Genomic DNA, 19,556 nt, shown 5'->3' with positions numbered 1-19,556 from the left:
AATAATTGGTTTTAAGTTTAAAAAACAATTAATTTACGGAAACCTTAAAGGCAAAAAACACTTTGCGCATATTCGATTTTTCTTTAAAAGTAAATGGCTTTGCTATTAATGAGGCTAAAACTGCTTTGACTCAAATTCAAACAAAATCTAATTTGGAGTTTGAAGCTTATGTTGAAACACAAAAAAAAGCGATTATTTCTTATCATTTAGAGCATAATTCGTTTTATAAAACCTTAGGAAAATCTATTGATTTTAATGATTGGAACTCTGTACCTATTATTACCAAACGTCATTTACAACAACCATTAGAACAACGTTTAAGTAATGGATTTACATCTAAAAATGTATATGTTAATAAAACATCTGGTAGCTCTGGTGATCCTTTTATTTTTGCTAAAGACAAATGGTGCCACGCGTTGACCTGGGCAGAAATAATGAACCGGTTTGGATGGTATGGCATAGATTTTAACAGCTCTAAACAAGCACGTTTTTACGGAATTCCATTAGACAAAAAAGGCTATTATAAAGAACGATTGAAAGACTTTTTTAGTAACCGATTTCGGTTTTCAGTATTTGATTTGAGTGATAATGCTTTCGAAGTCACTTTAAACAAATTTAAAAGTACAGATTTCGATTATATTAATGGTTATACCAGTTCTATTGTACAATTTGCAAAATATTTGAAGCGTAATAATATTATTTTAAAATCGGTTTGTCCAAGTCTAAAAGCGTGCATTGTAACATCTGAAATGTTATTTGATGATGATAAACGATTACTCAAAACTCAATTTGGGCTTCCTATTATAAATGAATATGGAGCTTCAGAATTAGACCTTATTGCATTTCAAAATCCAAAGGATGAGTGGCAAGTAAATAGTGAAACACTCTATGTTGAAATTTTAGATGAAAACAATATGGTTTTACCCTATGGTGAAGAAGGTAGAGTCGTTATTACATCATTGTACAACAAAGCTCATCCTTTTATTCGTTACGATATTGGCGATATTGGTGTGTTATCGGAAGCTAGTACTATCAGAAAACCTATTCTGAAAAAACTAATTGGACGAACAAATAGTATTGTTGTATTACCTAGTGGAAAGAAAGCTGCCGGATTAACTTTTTATTACATCACCAAAAGTGTGATTGAGAATGATGGTAATGTTTCAGAGTTTATTGTTGAGCAATCGCTTTTAGATACGTTTAAAATTAGTTATGTTAGTAAAATTGGACTATCTGAAACCGAAAAAACCACGATAAAAACCGAAGTGATCCGTTATTTGGAACCTGATATTACCATTAATTTTGAGCGTGTTCTAAAACTTAAGCGTTCAAAATCCGGAAAACTGCAACAATTCACGTCTCATTTAAAATAAAGTATTCTTGAAGAAATTAATGATTATCACAAGTTATTTTCCACCAGAGATTGGGGCCGCTTCAAATCGCATTTATCATTTGGCGGAAGGCTTAAAGGAAGACTATGATGTTAGTGTGGTCACTCCTCTTCCAAATTACCCAACAGGAAAGATTTTTGCAGATTATAAAGGAAAATTTAGTTCTAAAACTGAAGAAAACAGTATTAAAATTACTCGTTTATGGATTTATGCTTCGGTTTCTAAGAATAAATTTTTGCGTTTAATAGCAATGCTTTCTTATAGTTTTAGTTTGATATGGTTTTTTATATGGAACAAAATTCCAGATAAAGTGATAGTACAATCCCCTCCGCTATTAGTCTCGTTTACATGTATGTTTTTTTTGAGGTCTAAAAGAAGGAAATTAATTTTGAATGTGAGCGATTTATGGCCAAGTGCAGGCTTAGAATTGGGGGCTTTAAAAGAAGGTTTTGCCTATAAAATGCTGAAGAAACTTGAAGCCTTCAATTATAAGAAAGCAGATCTTATTTTAGGACAAAGTAATGAGATTCTTACCCATATTAAAACCATAACAACAGCACCTAAAATGTTTCTATACAGAAATTTTCCTGAAATTGAATTTCCAAAACTCACTGAAAAAGAATCATCTCATGGTAAAATAAAACTAGTCTATGCTGGGCTTTTAGGTGTAGCACAAGGCATATATAAACTTTGTAATGAAATTGATTATGATACTATTGAGTTTCATATTTATGGTTCTGGTGCTGAAGAAGAGGCCATTAAAAGCTTAATTGATTATAAAAGAGAATTACCGCTATTTTTTCATGGCAGAGTGAATAGAGATGAACTACACAAAGCACTCCTAAATTATGACATCACTGTTATTCCGTTGTTAAATAGAATTTATGGCTCTGTACCTTCAAAAATATTTGAGTACGCAAAATTAGGCTTACCAATGCTTTATTTTGGGGGAGGTGAAGGTGAATCTATTATTGAGAATAACAAGCTAGGGTGGGTCGCTAAAGAAGGTAATTATGAGTGTTTGAACACTACACTAAGATCAATAACCACAGAAGATTTGAAATACAGCTTAAAAAAAGCCATTCAAGATACGGCTAAACTTAAGTTTGATTTCAAAAAACAATTAGAACTCCTCAAAAAAGAGCTTTAGTAAGCATTATCGTCTCCTTTAACAACGTTAATAACCGTTAATCCGATAATTTTCAGATCTAGTAAGAGTGACCAATTTTCTATATAAAAATTATCGTATTTTACTCTGTTTATAATATCCTTATCACGTTTAACTTCACCTCTATATCCTTTAATTTGTGCTAGACCTGTAACACCTGGTTTAACATTATGTCTGTAGATAAAATTATACTTGCTAATTTTCTTAGAATAATCCTCAGTATATGTAAGCATATGTGGTCTTGGACCAACGACAGACATTTCTCCTTTTAGAACATTAACAAACTGTGGCAATTCATCTATACTTGTTCTTCTTATAAACTTACCAATAACTGTAACGCGTTTATCGTTTTGGCTCACATACGTTCCTTTTGACTCCTCGGTTGTGGTAAGTGATCTGTATTTATAACAATAGAATGCTTTATAATTAATTCCTGTTCTTTTGTGCTTATAAAAGAGAGGCCCTTTTGACTCTAGTTTAATTAAAATAAATAAAACAATTGAAAGCCATGAGAGTACAAAAACAATTATTAATACTGAAAAAACAATATCAAATGCCCGTTTAAAAAGTTTATTCACCTCATTATTTAATGCTACTTCTTGTATAGACAAAACGGGTATGTAGTTGTAGTAATCTATTTTATAACGTTTAGTAATTAATTTTTTAGTGTTTGGTATAAATTTAATATTACAGTGATTTATATTAGCATACCTTACGTACTCGTTAAGTTCTTTTTCTGACAAATCTGAAATTGAACAGTAAATCTCATCGATATTGTCATTATTACTTTCTAGATAAGCAAAGCTATCTTCAATAGAACCGGAATTTTCTTCATTGTGGACATTACTAAAAACAGCTTGAATACTATACCCTAACTCTTTCTTTTCTCGAAATATTTTCTTTATTGCGTTTACGCTTTCTCCTCCTCCGATTATAAGAATATTCCTTAAATTTCCTTTTAAATATATTCTAATAGATTTTAAAACGTAATAGCTTAGTAACTTAGCAAAGCTAATAGCTATAAAGGAATAGGCTATATATTTTAGAGTCACTGTTACCTCTATATTGATACTTCTAAAAAAGCCCTCAAACGCATAGACAAGGAAACTGTATACAAAAAGCTGCTTTAAAATAAGTGAGAGTATATTTAGTACTGAGGTATACCTATAAACTTTATAAAACTTCAGTAAATGAGTAGATAAAAGCCAAAATATTATGGAGTAAATTAGGTATAATATATTTTTATTATTAAATATCTCAGTGGAGAAAAAGTATAAGTCTTCGCTATTAAAGTTTAACAAATTAAAAGCAAGGAAATTTATAACAAAGAGATCATATATAATCAATGATGGTCTTAACACCCATGAATATCTTCCTCTTATATATTCCATATTTTATTGATCTATTTAAAAAGGGGCTTGTGGATTTATAATTGAACACTTACTTGGAAGGCGTTCATAATTTAAGAATAAATAGTATTATTTAATAAGCTTTTTCTTCTCCTTTAATAACATTTAAAACAGTTTTAATAATAATTTTAAGATCTAAAAACATAGACCAGTTTTCAATATAAAAAATATCATATTTAACTCTATTATGCATATCAGAATCTTTTTCTATATTTCCTCTGTATCCACTAACTTGAGCTAAACCAGTTATACCAGGTTTTACGGTATGCCTAACCATAAACTTGTTTATTTTATTTTTATAATCATTCGTGTGACTCAATAATAATGGTCTAGGTCCTACTACGGACATACTTCCGAACAATACATTGTAAAATTGTGGTAATTCGTCAATACTCGTTTTCCTTATAAATTTCCCAACTTTCGTAACCCTCATATCATTTTTTGACGCCTGTACACTATCAGACTCCATATTGGAGCTCATTGATCGAAACTTATAACATGCAAATAGCTTAAAATCAGCTCCGTATCTTAATTGCTTAAAGAAAACATCTCCTCTTGATTCAAATAATATCAATAACGCAATTAGCGGTGTAAACCATGAAAGAAACCCAATTATAACTAAGAGCGAAAATGCAATATCAAAAGTCCTTTTAATAATTATATTTAAGTTATCCTTAAGAGGGATATTACTTAACGAAAATATTGGAATAAGGTCGTGATTTTCAAACTTTAATTTTTTAGAAAAGACATATTTGTTATTAGGAATAAGCTTTAATGTTTTTAAATTGTTATCAGCAAAATAAACCAATTCAGTCATTTGCTCATCAGACAATTCTTTTACAGAACAGTATATTTCATCAATCTTATTCTCTTTAATATAATTGAAAGATTGTGATATATTTCCTAATTTCTTTTTTGTTTCTTTATTCGTAAAAAATCCTTTAAACTTATAATTATGATCTTTATTATGTTCAAAGAAATATTCTAGCTTTTTAGTAGAATCATTGTGACCAATAATTATTACATTATTATAATAAATGCCTTTATAACGCAAATATCGCTTGATTAAAATAAAGGCGAGTATTCTCCAAAGGGATAGAACAAAAAATAAGGAAAAGTAGAAATTAACTATTTTAAAAACACCTATTTTGTAATCTATAATATAGAAATACGATAGGATTAATAATAGAAAAAGAGAAACTCTAACTATTAAGGTTACACAAATAATTCTTATAATTCTTAAAGTTTTATTTCCATTTTTTAAAGGTGAAAATAAAGAAAGTATAGTCCAAAAAAGAATTGGCGCAATTATTATATTGATATTTACCGCTAAAAGTTTAATTAGTAGCAAACAAACTAACAGTAAATCGATAATATACAGAACAGGTCTTAGTAATTGTGTATAAAATCTATCATTCATAATAATCCTCTAATCTATATAACAACTCAAGTTTCTAAGGCAAATATAATTGAATCTAAGTAATATGGATAAAATTGAGTATAAATTTCAAAACTTAAGAGGATTACACAAATTAGTGAAAGGAACGGAACTACTCAGTCAAAAAGCATACGATTATCTATATGAACTTAATGTTATAAACTAACATAAGAAAAAATAGAATCTATCACGTTATACAATATTTTAAATATAGAGCTTCTAAATTTTTAATGCTTACTTCTAAGTTAAAATTTTGATTAAAAACCTCAAGTGAATTTTTCTCAAATTCTAATCTTTGAGAATCATTTTTTATGAGCTCTATCGTTCTCTTACTCATCAAACTAATATCTTCTGCCTCTACTAAATATCCGTTTTTCCCGTCAAAAACTAGATCTCTATTCCCATCACAATCGGTTGCGATTATCGTTTTAGATAAGGCAAGACTTTCAATTACCGCATAAGGTAGACCTTCATATCTAGCCGTAGTGATGTACAATTTTGATTTAGATACAATATGAAAAATTCTTTCGCGTTCTGTCCATTCTATCAAAGTCGTATTAGCCTCTAAACCGTAGCTGTTTATTAATTGTTTTACGTTTTCTGTATTAGGACTCACCACTCCAATACCCATTATGACCAAATGAACATTCGGAATTTCTTTTTTAACCTCCTTTAATACCTCAATCATCAACTCAATGTTTTTTTGATATGATGGTCTTCCAACGGTACAAATATATTCATCAGGAAGATTATAACGTGATATATCACTAAACTCTGGATCTAACGTAATTGGCGCAATACAATTATTAAAAAGTGCTGTTTTAGATTTCTTATATTTTATTTCGCTTATACCTCTTTCCAATTCAGAATTAGATGAAGCCAATAAAATCGATTTTTTATTCTTAAGAACTCGTTCTATTAATACATAAAAACGGCGTTTAAGACCATTACTCGCACTTAAAAAAGAGTAAGCCTGTGGAGTATGTAAAACATTAATTGAGTTTAATAAAAAGCCTATTGTGTTTCCTACGAGTCCGCCTTTGGCACTATGAGCGTGAATTAAATCTGGTTTTTCTTTTCTAATTATTTTATAAGCCTTGATAATAGATTTAAAATCTTTCAAAACATTTATATCTCGCTCAATAGGTATTTTGTAGTCCTTTATGTAGTTGTTATTATCGTCTAAGAAATTTGAATTATCTTTTGTTCCATGAATTACAATATTCTCGAATTTTGAAGAATCGATAGATTTCAGTAAAACTCTTAAAGAGGTATCTACTCCGCCTATAGAATGAAGAATATGAACAATTTTTTTTCTACTCATCTAATAAATTATCTTCTGATTTGATTGGGGTTAACACAATTAAAATTAGCGCGAACAAATATACTCCTATTTGTCTATGAAATAAATTTTCAATTAAAGCAAATAACACCAATACCAATAGAATATTTAATTGATTAATATCCTTATTATTTTGTCTTATAAGCCAATAAATTAAAAATAAAAAAATGGCTAAACCAATAAGCCCTTTACTTAACAATAAATCTAAATACTGATTATGGGTATTAAATTGAGTATCTAAAAAATAGGCTACACGTTCTTTTTTAGACATTGAGTGGCTATAGCAGTTATTGAGATTTTCTTGTGTTTTATTAAAACCATCACCTATAAGTAATTTGTGTTCGGGGCTAGTTACCTGCGAGAACGCACAATTCCAAATAACATATCTTGGCTCCCACTCTCTTATTTTATAGAAGAAATCATTTGCCTTATCCACATACATAAAACGTTTCGCTAAATTATCGTTGAATAAAAAAAACGCCGCAACCGAACCACATATTAATGTAATTGTTATCAGTGATTTTTTTAAACTTGTTTCATAAAAAACTTTTATCATAAATAATAATAAAACCGTTATGATTGCCATTCTAGATACCACTAAAAACAACAGGCAGGCACTTAATAACATATTAACCGTAAGAAATAGCCTATATTTCTTAGGTATTTTAGACCATATTTTTAGAGAAAAAGCAACGCTTAAGGAGTTTAAAAACCCAAAATAAAGACGTTCTATAAATAATAAATCATTGATATGTTGCCCTGATGCAATTTCGAATGATCCTACTCCTAAAGTGTAGTTGGCGAGATTAAATATAGAAATAAAATTACCTAAAGTTACCGCTAGTATAAAAACTAACAGTAGCTTAAAGTTCACTTTTATAGGAAGGGATAATACTAGTACTGCGCCTGTAGTAAGTAATTTTTTTATAACGTACAGATCCTCCGAAACTGTACCAATAATTAATGATGATAACGTTATAAAAAGTATAATTACAATCGCTATAATATATATTTTGTGTGCAAGGATTTTTTTAATAAACCGCTTATCTACAAAAGGAAGTAAGGCAAATAATACTCCGATAAGAATATTTGGCACCGCCCTAATATCATCTTCAAACGGAATGACAAATACCAATGCATAAAACAGATAGTGATATATGTTGTGTAATAATCTCAATTCAATTTGAATTTTTTCTTCAATCTAGTTGTCAGCTTTCTTGACACAAATAGCAACGGAATATTTCTAAACAACCCATAAATTGGATAAAAACCGAAATAAAAATTATCTAAAATGATACGAATCCTATTTAACACTTGAAGCCTTCTTTTTTGTGTAGAAATAGAATTAGGGTCAGAGACATAATACATTAATATCTCTGGATAATTTTCAACCTTATAATGCTTTAGCGCTTTGAAAAAAAACGCATAGTCTTGTGAGGCTCTTCGATACTCGAAAGGATAATTACCAACTTTTTCTAAAATTTCAGAATAAAATATCACTGAAGGGTTTAAAAACATACTGTTTAAATACATTTTTTTCTTTAGCGTTTCATAATCTGTAGGATGCTTTAGTTCGTGTAAAAACGTTCCATGTTCATCAATGACGTTTGCCCAAGTGCCTAATAGTTTTACCTCCTTATTTTGATCTAAATAATTAATTTGTTTAGAGCATTTATCTTGCACAAACGTATCACCACAATCAAAACGACCAATGAATTCATATTTCTTTTTCAACGCCACCTCTAACCCAAGATTTGCAGCAACTCCCACTCCTTTATTTTCTTCTAAATACTCAAAGAATATTTTACCAGAAGTATAAATTTGGTGTAACACATCTTCATTTGGCTTCTGCTCACTTCCGTCATCAACCACAAGGATATCAATATCAATTTGTTCATTTATAGATGCCAGTGACTCTTCTAACCCTTTAGGGTTATTGTAATGTGCCATTACGAGGATCAGTCTACTTTGATTCATTAATTAACTTTTTATTTGATTTAATCATTACCATTATAAATGCTAGACATAACCAGAAGGCATAAACCCTAAATGTATCTGTTTTTAACCAATTAAAAACAAAACCTACCATAGAGATTGTTACAACAAGTGCAATAATAGTATGCTCGTTTTGCTTCTTAAATGCTTTATTATAACACCAAAGCAAAATACTAATTAGAAATAAAATTAATATGATAAATCCTATAATTCCTGTTTCCGCCAATATTCTAAGATATAAATTAAAACCAGGAGGAAATGGGACATGATCTTCGTTTAAATGTTTTAGTCTAAACTCCCAATTATCTACGGTAGCCCATTCTGGGTATTTATCTTTAGATTCAAAAGCCTGAAGTCCATAACCCGTTCCTATAATTGGGTTTTCTAAAAAAACTTCATACATAGCTGTCTGTATACCAAATCGCGTCTTATTTGATGTAGAGTGAACACCATCATCAATTTTAAAAGAAGTCAACTCATTATAAACATAATCTACAGTTGTTCTCATAAAAAATATCAGCACTGCCGAGCTTGCAAACACTGATATTAGTGCTATTTTAACAAAGAGTTTATTATATTTTCTGTCTTTAATTAAATATAGAACAAATACAAAGGCCTGTACAATAATGATAAAAAATACCGCTCTAGATTCTGACAAAAACGAAAAAATAATAACAAGTAAGCCAGGTATAAAACGCTTAAACGTTTTTCCTGTAAGAATATAACTAAACATCCAACCTGCAATACTGAGTAAATATGTTGCTAAAGCAGGAGGCTCAAATGTAACAGAGGAAATACGATTGGTCCATTTATCAATATTTACAGATGTAAAAGGAAAATAATCAAAGAGATATAATGTGGGCCGTAGGCCATCCATTTTCAACTTCACAATCAAAAACTCAATACTACCATAAACGACAACAACAAATAAAGAATAGGAAAACACCTTTCTAACTTTAAAAAAAATCTCTTTTAAATTAGCATTTTCAATTATATTATAGAATGTAATGAAAAGAACAATAGTTGAAATAAGTAAAGCGATTAACTGCCTAACAAAGCGAGAAATACCCGAGGTATGTTTAAAATAATACTGAGTTAAATCATAACCATTAAATGCTACGGAAATAATAAACCAAGCAATCATTACCATTAATAGTTGAAAAATTAAATTTTTATACGGTATTTTTATTTTACCAGTTAAGAAGACAAACAAAGAAGACATTAAAAAAAATAGTACACAAGAATCTCTATCATATTCCCCTAAAATCCCAAAACCTTCAAATGAATTAAATGGTATAAAGAATAGACCTAATAGAAACAGCCATAGCGCTATTTTTCTTAAATTAGTAACTGGCTTCATTATAAGTTATTGAAAATATTTAAAGTTCCATTTTGAAACATCTACGTTTAATGTTTTTAAATTATTAACGTCTGCTTTAAAAACTTCAATTAAGTAGTCCTCTGTTTTATTATCAATTTCAGGTGTATCTACTTTAAATTTTTTAATTATGTTTTGTTTTAAATGCTTAGCCCATTTTGGAACTGGTGTATTCTTTTTAATTGCGGTTTTAAGCTTATTCTCTTTAAAGATCATCTTAGTAATAAAATTACTCTCGTATGAACCACCTGGATTATATCTCTTATCTAAATTAGAGGGTTCAAAAGTACTATCGACTCCTAAAAATTGAAAGATATTACTTATTGTAGACTCGGTGTTACTTGATAATTCTTCTTGAGTGATAATTAATACATCATCAAAAACGGCCTGAGCAGCTTTTATTTTATCAAAATACAAAGAGTTGAAGGTATAATACCAAAAATCTGAATAACTTAATTCTTTACGTTTGGTTTCTTCCATTAAGCCATCATAAAAACTTAGTGTTTCTCTATGTGCCCTCACTAAATGCAAATAATTAGAATATGCTCTTTTGATGGGATCTCGTAACAAGATAATTATCTTAGGATTATCTAACTCTTTTTTAATTTTTTCAAATTCAGTAGGATAATTTATATATGATGGCGAAGCGTCTCCAATTGCGACTTCATTTGTAACATTCTGATAACAGGTTTTATAAGCTTTAAGCGACTTAATTTGTGTTTTTTTTATTTCTTTATCACCCGGACCTTGATTTTGTTTACCTAAAATATGATTGGTAAAAAAATGCAATTCTTTCTGCTTTGGCATATAAATTTCGGGATGCTCATTTAAATAATAATGCAGCGCTGTAGATCCGCATTTAGGAAAACCAGAAACAATAAAATTAGGTAGGCTCATTCGTTGTTTTAATTTTAAGATATAAACGTCTTCACTTTATCATTCTTATAACTTATAATCGCAGCCATAGATTTCCACAAAATCATACTAAATGCAGTTGATGACGCTGCTCCGATCATACCATATTTAGGAATAAAAATGATGTTTAATACAACGTTAATTAATAAGCCAAAAATAAGCATTCTTTGTAACTTATTCTGTTTTCCTGTCATGTTCATATAGATTCCTACAGGGCCACATAACGAATTAAACAACTGTCCAAATAAAATGATTAAAAGTGGTATTTGGGCTAAAACATATTTATTTCCAAATAAACCGAGAATCCATTCTGATAAAATTGCTATAAACGCAATAGCAGGAAAACTCAAGGCTAAAATAAGTCTATTACTGTTTTTGAGCAACGTCTTTAATGCATTGTAATCATTATTAGAATACATTTCTGCAATTTTTGGTGCTATGATAATATTTACCGATAAAAGCGCAAGAGATGCTATTGTTGCTAGCTTAACCGCAACAGCATAATAAGCAACTTCTTCAAAAGTACTATACTTCGCCAAAAGTAAAATATCTACACTTTGCATTAAAAAATACGACAGTGCACTTATTGCCATTGGGTAAGACTTTAAAAATACGTGCTTATAGGTTAATTCAGAAGTTTGGGTCTGAAATTCTGTTTTTTTAATGTTTAAATATATAATTATAAATGACGCTATTGCCAAACATGAAAAACTTAACAAATAGGCATCAATTAGATAAACCTCGTTTGAGGTGTAAGCTAAATATATAGCCAAGATAAAAAAGGGAGTATACCTGAAAATATTTCTAAATAACTCTGATAAAATCGTTTTACCCATAGCCCTTAACATATCTATATTTAAAAAGGTAATAGCATATAAAGCGATTGAATACACCACCTTATCTATAAGATAAGACGCTTCATCTTTACTAAATAGATTATTTATAATCTTATCGGGTATTATAAGTTTTAAAAATAACATAACACAAGATGCCAAAACAATAATTGCTAGCATTTTGAAATAAACGTTTTTAAGCGATCCTAAGGTGTTTTGAGATTTAAAATGACCCGAATAATATATTATAGATTGATTAGTCCCTAATATAGAAAGCCCTCCAATTATCATTAATATTGAACGCACAAAATCGTACTGCCCAACAGTCCTAGGAGAATAGTAATTTGTTAAAAACAGAGAAAGTAGAAAAAGTAAAAGCACTCCAGTAACTTTAATAGCCAGCACCTTCAAACTCTTACCCATAAGATCAGATTTTAAAAATTTTGAAACTATTGCGTTAATGTCCATATTCAGAAAGAATTATTTTTTCTCTATGCAGAAGCAACTATTAATGTCTACAAAAATTATTTAGGATTATTTTAGATATAACGTTGGAGCGCAATTTTAGTTGTTTATTGTACTAATGATAAATAGAATAATCAAGAAAGAAGCAAAAGTAATCTTTTATTTGGGTTAGGGAAACCTATCAACGCTTAGGTATTTTGGAAAGCAATCCTTATTCATTCAATTATTATTTTTTTGTATGTATTTGTAATAAAACATTCGCCCTGCTTGTTTTGTAAAATATGATAAACAGTATAACTCCCTTTTTCTAACAACGCCTTCTGAAATTTTAATTTATAGCCACTATTAATAAATTCAGGTCCGTATCTTTCCTCTACCCATGGAGCAGATCTTTCATTGACTTCATTGTTAACAGTAATATAAATAAAATTATTATTTCCTTTAAAAGCAATAATTTTTTTCGCATCTGAATTTTTTAGACCCTTTCTTTTCATCCAGCCTTCTAATGTTACATATTTACTTTTTTTAGACACTTTTATCTCCTTTAGCGGTGATTTATTCTGTCTGTGATATAACGTCGAATTTACCTTATTAACGGAACCTAGAAAAATTGAATCTTTAGTGCCTCCTTTTAAATTATAAGCTACACCCTCAGGGCTATATTTCCAATTATAATCAGAACCCTTTATGTCTATATGTTTATTAATGTAATTTGCGAGTAAATTGCTCGCAAGAATTTGCCCTTTATAGTTTAAATGCTGATTCTGGAGTGTATTCGTTTTTTCATCTAATATAAAACTTGATCCAAATGTTTTAGATTCATTTATATCAAATAAACTTACATTTTTGTGTTTAGAAATTATATTTTTTAATTGATTATAAGCAAAATCATAAGATGATTTAGTTTTTTCATAATAGATATCTAAAAATGGAACCGTAGTGAATACCAACTGAAAATTATTCTTTTTTGATAAGGCAATTAGATCATTTAGAATCTTCTTTTGATCTTTTGAAATACTAATTGGGTCGTCAAAAACTGTTTCTTGAAACTTTTTTATTCGATTTTCGCTAATAATTCTAGTTCCCAATGCATTATCATAAAACTGTGTTTGATATTCATCTGAAAGATATTTACTTAATACACTTGAAAGTTTTTCGGTATCTGACCAAACCTCATGATATTTAAAAATATTAAATGAATTTAATACAACGTTGTTATCTTTAAAAATGCTATCGGCTTCGATAATTTTATCGAAACTTAATTTTTTAGCATAAACATAATTTGGATTATTAATAATTACATTTCCCTTTTTATCTGTGATATTTTGAGGTTGACCGGGAGCTAGAAAAGCAAAATTTTCAACAATTACAAGTTTTGGAGTTTGTGTCTTTAAAGCCTCTTTTAAAGAACTGTACATTTCATTTAAATTAGTACCAGCCATACTTAGGTTGTACGTATTTAAATTACATTTAGCAGAAATAATATTAGAATTTAACCCGCAATGCGCGTGAGAATTACCGATTATAATTGCATCTAAGGAGTTAGACGGCTTCTTATAAAAAAAGAAGTATTTTCTAAAATCTACACTATCCTCAACGAAGTATTGATCAATGTTATAAATAACAAACAAGATTACACCTAAAAATAGAATACTTTTAATAAAAAAACCCCTCATACCTCAAAACTTAAAATAAACTCTTGTTTATATAGACTCTTTGTAAACCACAACTAATTATCGATAATATAGCTCTCATTTACTGAGTTTTATGTCTTACGTCGTTTATTACATTCATTTTTTTTAATCATTTTTTACTTCAAGATTATTCTATAGTTATCCATTTCCACATATCTTTAACTAAGATGTCACCTTTATCAGATTCTATAATATTGTAAATTTTATACTTCCCTTTTTCTAGGGCATTTTTATCTATTTTAAACTGATATCCAGATTCTAAATAATCTTCTCCGTATTTATTGGCTATATTTTTTACAGACCGTTTACTTAAATCTCCTTTAGAGATAAAAATAAAACTGTTATTCTTCTTTAGAGCTATTTTTCTAGTTGTTTTTCTTGAAGGTAATTCGTCTTTAAACATCCACCCCTTAATCGTGATGTATTTTTGATTTTTAGGAATAACAATTGTAGTTTTCGCCTTGCCATCAACATTAAATTTGACTCCATTTACAGTTGAAATATAACTTAAGAATGATGTGTCTTTTTCTATCTTTCTATGACTGTATAAAATATCTTCAATAGACCTAACCGGCTTTTTTAAATGAGAATCAAACTTATAATTTTTCTTTATAAATTTCGATACCAAATGAGTCGTGTTAATTATCCCTTTATAATTAAGGTGTTGATTATTATTAACATTACCCGGCAAAAAACGTGTTTTATCATAGCCACCAACTCCAGAATTTATATCGTAATACGTAATGTTTTTATGTGATTTAAAAATTTCTCTTAATTCATTTTCAACTCTTTTAAAGCCTATTGCCGTTTTCTTATAATAGACATCTAATACTGGGACCGTAAAAAACAACAATTCAAAATTGTGTTCTTTAGACAATTGAATGATTTTCTCTAAAAACAGCTTTTCATCATCAGATATGAAAAAATCTTTAGTATCAAATTCCTTATTTTGATAAGCTTTCATCTGAACATCAGAAAAATAACTTGTATATTTATTGATGTCTTGATTTATTTTCTTCGGATTAAAAGACAACTTAGCATCAATAGATTTTGATAACGTTTCTACATCGGTCCATACATCATGAAACCTAAAAAAATTAAACATATGGAATACTTTATCATCAGGATAAATACTGCTTATTTCTTCTAATTTAGCCATGCCAAATCTCTTATAATATTCTGTATTATAAGATTTTAATACCATGTTTCCATTTTCATCTATGCTGTTATTGTACTTGTCATTAGGCACAATTAATCCAAAAGTTTCTATAGATACAATTTTTGGTGATTGACGTGTAAGAACTTCTTTTAAATTAAAGTAGGTTTGCGCAATATTCATTCCTGCACCACTAATTTTTATAGAATTAGTGTTACAATTGGCATCTAAAATATAAGTATCTATCCCTTTATTTAAATGCGAACTACCTATAAAAACAATATCTGATGAGTTCTTGTCTTCTTCATAAAATGAATTAAAGGAACTAACATCCCAGCTAGAATTATCCACAAAATAAGGCTCAATCTTTAAAAGTATAAAGACTAAAATCGCTGCAAAAACTAAAGATTTGCTTAGTAAAGCTCTCATATTTAAAATTGAAAATAAATAAACTCTTGAATATTTCTGTCTCCATAAATACCAAATACAACTATTGATAATACAATACTTAAATAAAACAACCATCTAAATACTGTTGCTTGGTTATTTAAATACTTTATAACATTATGTTTTCTATGCAAATATTCAAACAGAAACAGCAATAAAATAGCAATACTAATTATCTTAAACTCATTAGGTTTAAAACCTATTAAATAGGTATCCTTTTTAAATATATTGCTTAAATTGAAATTATTAAAAAATCCCGAAACTATTTGAAAAGAATCACTTAGTGAGTTCGCTCTAAAAAAGACCCATGCGAAACAGACAATACTAAATATGATGAATCCAAAGAAAAGATGATTAGAAAAATTCACTTTATCTAAACCTAATTTACTAAATACTCTTTTTCTAAAAGTAAAAGTGCCTTTTTCAATCATCAAAACTACACCATGAATAGCTCCCCAAATAATAAAAGTCATGGCAGCTCCATGCCAAAAACCACTCACTACAAACACAATAAAAATATTAGCGTAAGTTCTAAATTTACCTTTTTTATTTCCTCCTAAAGGAATATACAGATAATCTCTAAACCAAGTAGACAACGAAATGTGCCAACGTCTCCAGAACTCAGTTAATGATTTTGAAATGTAAGGACTATTAAAATTCTTCATTAAATCAAATCCCATGGTACGTCCTAAACCAATGGCAATATCTGAGTAACCAGAAAAATCACAATAAATTTGAAATGCGAAGAGCACGGTTGCATACATGTAGCCAACACCTCCATAATCATCCACATTATTATAAACCTGATTAACGTAAAGTGCTGCCCGATCTGCAATAACCATTTTCTTAAACAAGCCAAAAGCCATTAGTAACAGGCCAGACTTTACAAGCTTATAATTAAAGGTGTAGGTTTTATAAAATTGAGGTAATAAATGAGACGCTCTTTCAATAGGACCGGCAACAAGCTGCGGAAAAAAAGCAACGAAAGCACTAAATGCTATAATATCATTCGTTGGCTTTAGCTGTCTTCTATAGATGTCAATAGTGTAACTTAAGGTCTGAAATGTATAAAAACTAATCCCAACAGGAAGTATTATATTTAATGTGGATACCTCAAGTGCTTTACCAAATAATCGAAACGAATCTACAAATGATTCTATAAAAAAGTTAGTGTATTTAAAATAAATTAAGAACCCTAAATTAACAAATAGGCTTACAAAAAGTAGTTGTTTTCGCTTGCGCTTGTCTTCTGTTTTATGCATTTGTTTACCCACATAAAAATCGACTAATGTACTCACTGCAATTAAAAACAAAAAACGCCAATCCCACCAACCGTAAAAGGTATAACTAGCAACTAAAATTAGAATATTTCTTAAAGTAAGGTTTTTAGCTACAAGCCAATAAAGCACAAAAACTATAGGAAAAAATATAGCAAAATCGAGCGAATTAAATAACATATAAAATAATGTGGTTTCTTAATAAAAACATTTTTATTGACCTTCTTATAATAAAGCAATAAGTTTGTGTGTATTACTCCATTTATAATTAGAATACAATAATACTAATCTTAATATTTATAAAATAGTGAATGGCTTTAATTCGTGATCAAATATCATAAATAATCTACTTATAATTTTTTCAATTAATTATAGACTAGATATTGCTTTTACTAAACTAAGCTTCCATTCTGGAATAGAAATATGAAATGTATTTGCTAATTTTGAAGTATCAAGAACACTAAATTTAGGTCGTTTTGCTGGTGTTGGGTAATCCTTGGTTTCAATTTTATTAAGTTTAATAGAACTTTCACTAAGTCTAAAAATTTCCTTAGCAAAATCGTACCAACTTATCTCGCCTTCATTACTATAATGATACGTACCATAAGCGCTACTTTTGGTTTCTATTAACTTTAAAACAACCTCAGCTAAATCTTTAGCATACGTCGGACTTCCTATTTGATCACCTACAACCCCTATTTCATTCCGCTCACTCGCTAATCGTAACATCGTTTTTAGAAAATTATTCCCATACTCTGAATATAACCAAGACGTCCTAATTATAAAGTGCTGTTCTAGCGTTTTAGAGATGGCTTGTTCACCTCTTAATTTAGTTTCTCCATAAACACCTAAAGGATTAGTGATATCACTTTCTAAGTAAGCTTTTGACGATTTACCATCAAACACAAAATCTGTAGAGATATGAATTAACGTGACATTAAAACTATGGCAAGATTCCGCTAATAGCTTTGCTCCTAGATAATTTACTTTATCAGCTATATCGGTTTCTTCTTCAGCCTTATCTACCGCTGTATAAGCTGCACAATTTATACAATAATCAAATGAGTGTGCGCCAAATGCCACTTCGATCTTAGCTTTGTTTGTAATATCTAATTCTGAGGACGATTTAAAAACAAATTGAATATTGGGATGTTTTAGAGCTAAACTTTGAATGCATTGTCCTAATTGACCGTCTTTGGCAGTCACAAGTACTTGTATCATAGTTTAGCGTCTTTTAAGGTAGGTAATGTGAGGTCTTTATCTGAAAGAATAAAATCTGTACTAGGCAGTTGCCAATTAATGTTTAAATCCTCATCGTTATATATGATGCCAGCTTCGGATGTTTTGTTGTAATAATTATCGCATTTATAACTAAAAATAGTTTCATCTTCTAAAACAATAAAGCCATGCCCAAAACCTTTCGGTACAAACAATTGAGTTTTATTGCTTTCCGAGAGCTCAATAGAAACATACTCCCCAAATGTTTTAGAACCTTCTCTAAGATCTACAGCGATATCTAATACAGCTCCTTTAACAATTCTTACTAACTTAGCTTGCGCATGCGCTCCTAACTGATAATGCAAGCCTCTAAGCACTCCTTTAGAAGATTTAGACTCATTGTCTTGAACAAATTCAATATCAATACCCAACGCTTTATTAAACGCCTTTTGATTGTAGTTTTCTACAAAGTAACCACGTTTATCCTCAAAAACTTGAGGCTCGATTATAAAACATCCTTTTAGTTTCGTTTCCTTTACAATCATATTACTCTGAAATTGAACTTAATAAATGCTTACCATAGCCACTTTTTGTTAAAGGCTTAACTAATTTTATAAATTGCTTTTTATCAATATATCCCATTTTGTAAGCTGCCTCTTCTATCGCACCAATTTTTAGTCCTTGTCGTTCTTCGATGACCTGAACAAACTGCGATGCTTGCATCAGGGATTTAAAGGTGCCTGTATCTAGCCAAGCTGTTCCCTTATCTAAGACGCTAACTTTTAGTTTCCCTTGGCTTAAATAGGTTTTATTTACATCGGTTATCTCTAGCTCTCCGCGTTTACTTGGTCTTATATTTTTCGCAATTCTAACGACTGAATTATCATAAAAATAAATACCTGGAACAGCATAATTTGATTTTGGTTTTTTAGGCTTTTCTTCAATCGAGACAGCAATATCATTTTCATCGAACTCCACAACACCATAGCGTTCCGGATCATGAACATGATAAGCATAAATAATTCCTCCATCTGGATCATTATTCTGTTGTAGCAAATCTGCTAAACCTGTACCATAAAAAATATTATCACCTAATATTAATGCTACCTTATCATCGCCTATAAAATCTTCACCAATAATAAAGGCTTCCGCGAGTCCATTTGGTGACTCTTGTACAGCATACTCAAAACTACAACCATACGATTTGCCATCACCTAATAGCTTTTTAAAAAGTGGTAAATCTTGAGGTGTAGAAATAATTAAAATATCTTTTATACCAGACCACATCAAAGTAGAAATAGGGTAATATATCATGGGTTTGTCGTAAATAGGCATTAGCTGCTTACTTACTGCTAGTGTTAATGGGTGTAACCTTGTTCCTGATCCTCCTGCTAAAACTATTCCTTTCATCTAAACTATTTTAATTGAAA

At 29.5% G+C, this 19,556-nt stretch carries 16 protein-coding genes; 2 read left to right on the top strand and 14 right to left on the bottom strand.

Annotated elements, in window-relative coordinates:
* Positions 1-62 precede the first annotated feature (62 nt).
* Both HM986_RS05270 and HM986_RS05265 read left to right on the top strand, forming a co-directional pair.
* Positions 63-1,373, top strand: coding sequence for a phenylacetate--CoA ligase family protein (locus HM986_RS05270; RefSeq protein ID WP_179334005.1), 1,311 nt, complete (start codon positions 63-65; stop codon positions 1,371-1,373).
* Between the two features lie 7 nt (positions 1,374-1,380).
* Positions 1,381-2,541 (top strand): glycosyltransferase family 4 protein, encoded by a 1,161-nt coding sequence (locus HM986_RS05265; RefSeq protein ID WP_179334004.1) that lies wholly within the window; start codon positions 1,381-1,383, stop codon positions 2,539-2,541.
* Here HM986_RS05265 and HM986_RS05260 read toward each other — a convergent pair.
* The 14 genes from HM986_RS05260 to rfbA form a co-directional block, all read right to left on the bottom strand.
* A complete protein-coding gene (locus tag HM986_RS05260; RefSeq protein ID WP_179334003.1) occupies positions 2,538-3,950 on the bottom strand; it encodes an exopolysaccharide biosynthesis polyprenyl glycosylphosphotransferase in 1,413 nt (470 codons plus the stop codon). The genes HM986_RS05265 and HM986_RS05260 overlap by 4 nt on opposite strands.
* A gap of 91 nt (positions 3,951-4,041) precedes the next feature.
* Positions 4,042-5,388 carry an exopolysaccharide biosynthesis polyprenyl glycosylphosphotransferase gene (locus HM986_RS05255; RefSeq protein WP_179334002.1) on the bottom strand — a complete coding sequence of 449 codons (1,347 nt, stop codon included), beginning with the start codon at positions 5,386-5,388 and terminating at the stop codon, positions 4,042-4,044.
* A 205-nt stretch (positions 5,389-5,593) separates the two neighbouring features.
* On the bottom strand, positions 5,594-6,730 hold the full coding sequence (locus tag HM986_RS05250) for a glycosyltransferase (RefSeq protein WP_179334001.1): 1,137 nt from the start codon (positions 6,728-6,730) through the stop codon (positions 5,594-5,596).
* Positions 6,723-7,925: an O-antigen ligase family protein gene (locus tag HM986_RS05245; RefSeq protein WP_179334000.1), complete on the bottom strand. Its 1,203-nt coding sequence runs from the start codon at positions 7,923-7,925 to the stop codon at positions 6,723-6,725. The genes HM986_RS05250 and HM986_RS05245 overlap by 8 nt, the downstream gene beginning before the upstream one ends.
* A complete protein-coding gene (locus tag HM986_RS05240) occupies positions 7,922-8,725 on the bottom strand; it encodes a glycosyltransferase (RefSeq protein ID WP_179333999.1) in 804 nt (267 codons plus the stop codon). Before HM986_RS05240 ends, HM986_RS05245 begins: the two co-directional genes overlap by 4 nt.
* Positions 8,712-10,103 carry an O-antigen ligase family protein gene (locus tag HM986_RS05235; RefSeq protein WP_179333998.1) on the bottom strand — a complete coding sequence of 464 codons (1,392 nt, stop codon included), beginning with the start codon at positions 10,101-10,103 and terminating at the stop codon, positions 8,712-8,714. The genes HM986_RS05240 and HM986_RS05235 overlap by 14 nt, the downstream gene beginning before the upstream one ends.
* A 6-nt stretch (positions 10,104-10,109) precedes the next feature.
* A complete protein-coding gene (locus tag HM986_RS05230) occupies positions 10,110-11,018 on the bottom strand; it encodes a sulfotransferase family protein (protein ID WP_179333997.1) in 909 nt (302 codons plus the stop codon).
* Positions 11,019-11,032: 14 nt separating this feature from the next.
* A complete protein-coding gene (locus HM986_RS05225; protein WP_179333996.1) occupies positions 11,033-12,337 on the bottom strand; it encodes an MATE family efflux transporter in 1,305 nt (434 codons plus the stop codon).
* Positions 12,338-12,549: 212 nt separating this feature from the next.
* Positions 12,550-14,010: a hypothetical protein gene (locus HM986_RS05220; RefSeq protein WP_179333995.1), complete on the bottom strand. Its 1,461-nt coding sequence runs from the start codon at positions 14,008-14,010 to the stop codon at positions 12,550-12,552.
* A 145-nt stretch (positions 14,011-14,155) separates the two neighbouring features.
* Positions 14,156-15,613 carry a hypothetical protein gene (locus HM986_RS05215; RefSeq protein ID WP_179333994.1) on the bottom strand — a complete coding sequence of 486 codons (1,458 nt, stop codon included), beginning with the start codon at positions 15,611-15,613 and terminating at the stop codon, positions 14,156-14,158.
* Between the two features lie 2 nt (positions 15,614-15,615).
* Positions 15,616-17,088: an MBOAT family O-acyltransferase gene (locus HM986_RS05210; RefSeq protein WP_179333993.1), complete on the bottom strand. Its 1,473-nt coding sequence runs from the start codon at positions 17,086-17,088 to the stop codon at positions 15,616-15,618.
* 189 nt (positions 17,089-17,277) lie between these two features.
* Positions 17,278-18,129, bottom strand: a complete 852-nt coding sequence (gene rfbD, locus HM986_RS05205; protein ID WP_179333992.1) for a dTDP-4-dehydrorhamnose reductase — start codon at positions 18,127-18,129, stop codon at positions 17,278-17,280.
* Positions 18,126-18,671 (bottom strand): dTDP-4-dehydrorhamnose 3,5-epimerase, encoded by a 546-nt coding sequence (gene rfbC, locus HM986_RS05200; protein ID WP_179333991.1) that lies wholly within the window; start codon positions 18,669-18,671, stop codon positions 18,126-18,128. Before rfbC ends, rfbD begins: the two co-directional genes overlap by 4 nt.
* A gap of 1 nt (position 18,672) precedes the next feature.
* Entirely contained in the window at positions 18,673-19,536 is an 864-nt protein-coding gene (rfbA, locus tag HM986_RS05195; RefSeq protein ID WP_179333990.1) for a glucose-1-phosphate thymidylyltransferase RfbA, read from the bottom strand.
* Positions 19,537-19,556 lie beyond the last annotated feature (20 nt).

It is taken from the genome of Winogradskyella costae, from assembly GCF_013403865.1.
Classification (GTDB): Bacteria; Bacteroidota; Bacteroidia; order Flavobacteriales; family Flavobacteriaceae; genus Winogradskyella; species Winogradskyella costae.
Note: the sequence above shows the minus strand (reverse complement) of the source record. Positions and strands in the feature narration are given on the sequence as shown.

What these genes read in the sequence shown, in the direction of transcription:
- HM986_RS05260 (WP_179334003.1), bottom strand. Translation starts at nt 3,950, where the DNA reads ATGGAATATATAAGAGGAAGATATTCATGGGTGTTAAGACCATCATTG.
- HM986_RS05255 (WP_179334002.1), bottom strand. Translation starts at nt 5,388, where the DNA reads ATGAATGATAGATTTTATACACAATTACTAAGACCTGTTCTGTATATT.
- HM986_RS05250 (WP_179334001.1), bottom strand. Translation starts at nt 6,730, where the DNA reads ATGAGTAGAAAAAAAATTGTTCATATTCTTCATTCTATAGGCGGAGTA.
- HM986_RS05240 (WP_179333999.1), bottom strand. Translation starts at nt 8,725, where the DNA reads ATGAATCAAAGTAGACTGATCCTCGTAATGGCACATTACAATAACCCT.
- HM986_RS05235 (WP_179333998.1), bottom strand. Translation starts at nt 10,103, where the DNA reads ATGAAGCCAGTTACTAATTTAAGAAAAATAGCGCTATGGCTGTTTCTA.
- HM986_RS05230 (WP_179333997.1), bottom strand. Translation starts at nt 11,018, where the DNA reads ATGAGCCTACCTAATTTTATTGTTTCTGGTTTTCCTAAATGCGGATCT.
- HM986_RS05225 (WP_179333996.1), bottom strand. Translation starts at nt 12,337, where the DNA reads ATGGACATTAACGCAATAGTTTCAAAATTTTTAAAATCTGATCTTATG.
- HM986_RS05220 (WP_179333995.1), bottom strand. Translation starts at nt 14,010, where the DNA reads ATGAGGGGTTTTTTTATTAAAAGTATTCTATTTTTAGGTGTAATCTTG.
- HM986_RS05215 (WP_179333994.1), bottom strand. Translation starts at nt 15,613, where the DNA reads ATGAGAGCTTTACTAAGCAAATCTTTAGTTTTTGCAGCGATTTTAGTC.
- HM986_RS05210 (WP_179333993.1), bottom strand. Translation starts at nt 17,088, where the DNA reads ATGTTATTTAATTCGCTCGATTTTGCTATATTTTTTCCTATAGTTTTT.
- rfbD (WP_179333992.1), bottom strand. Translation starts at nt 18,129, where the DNA reads ATGATACAAGTACTTGTGACTGCCAAAGACGGTCAATTAGGACAATGC.
- rfbC (WP_179333991.1), bottom strand. Translation starts at nt 18,671, where the DNA reads ATGATTGTAAAGGAAACGAAACTAAAAGGATGTTTTATAATCGAGCCT.
- rfbA (WP_179333990.1), bottom strand. Translation starts at nt 19,536, where the DNA reads ATGAAAGGAATAGTTTTAGCAGGAGGATCAGGAACAAGGTTACACCCA.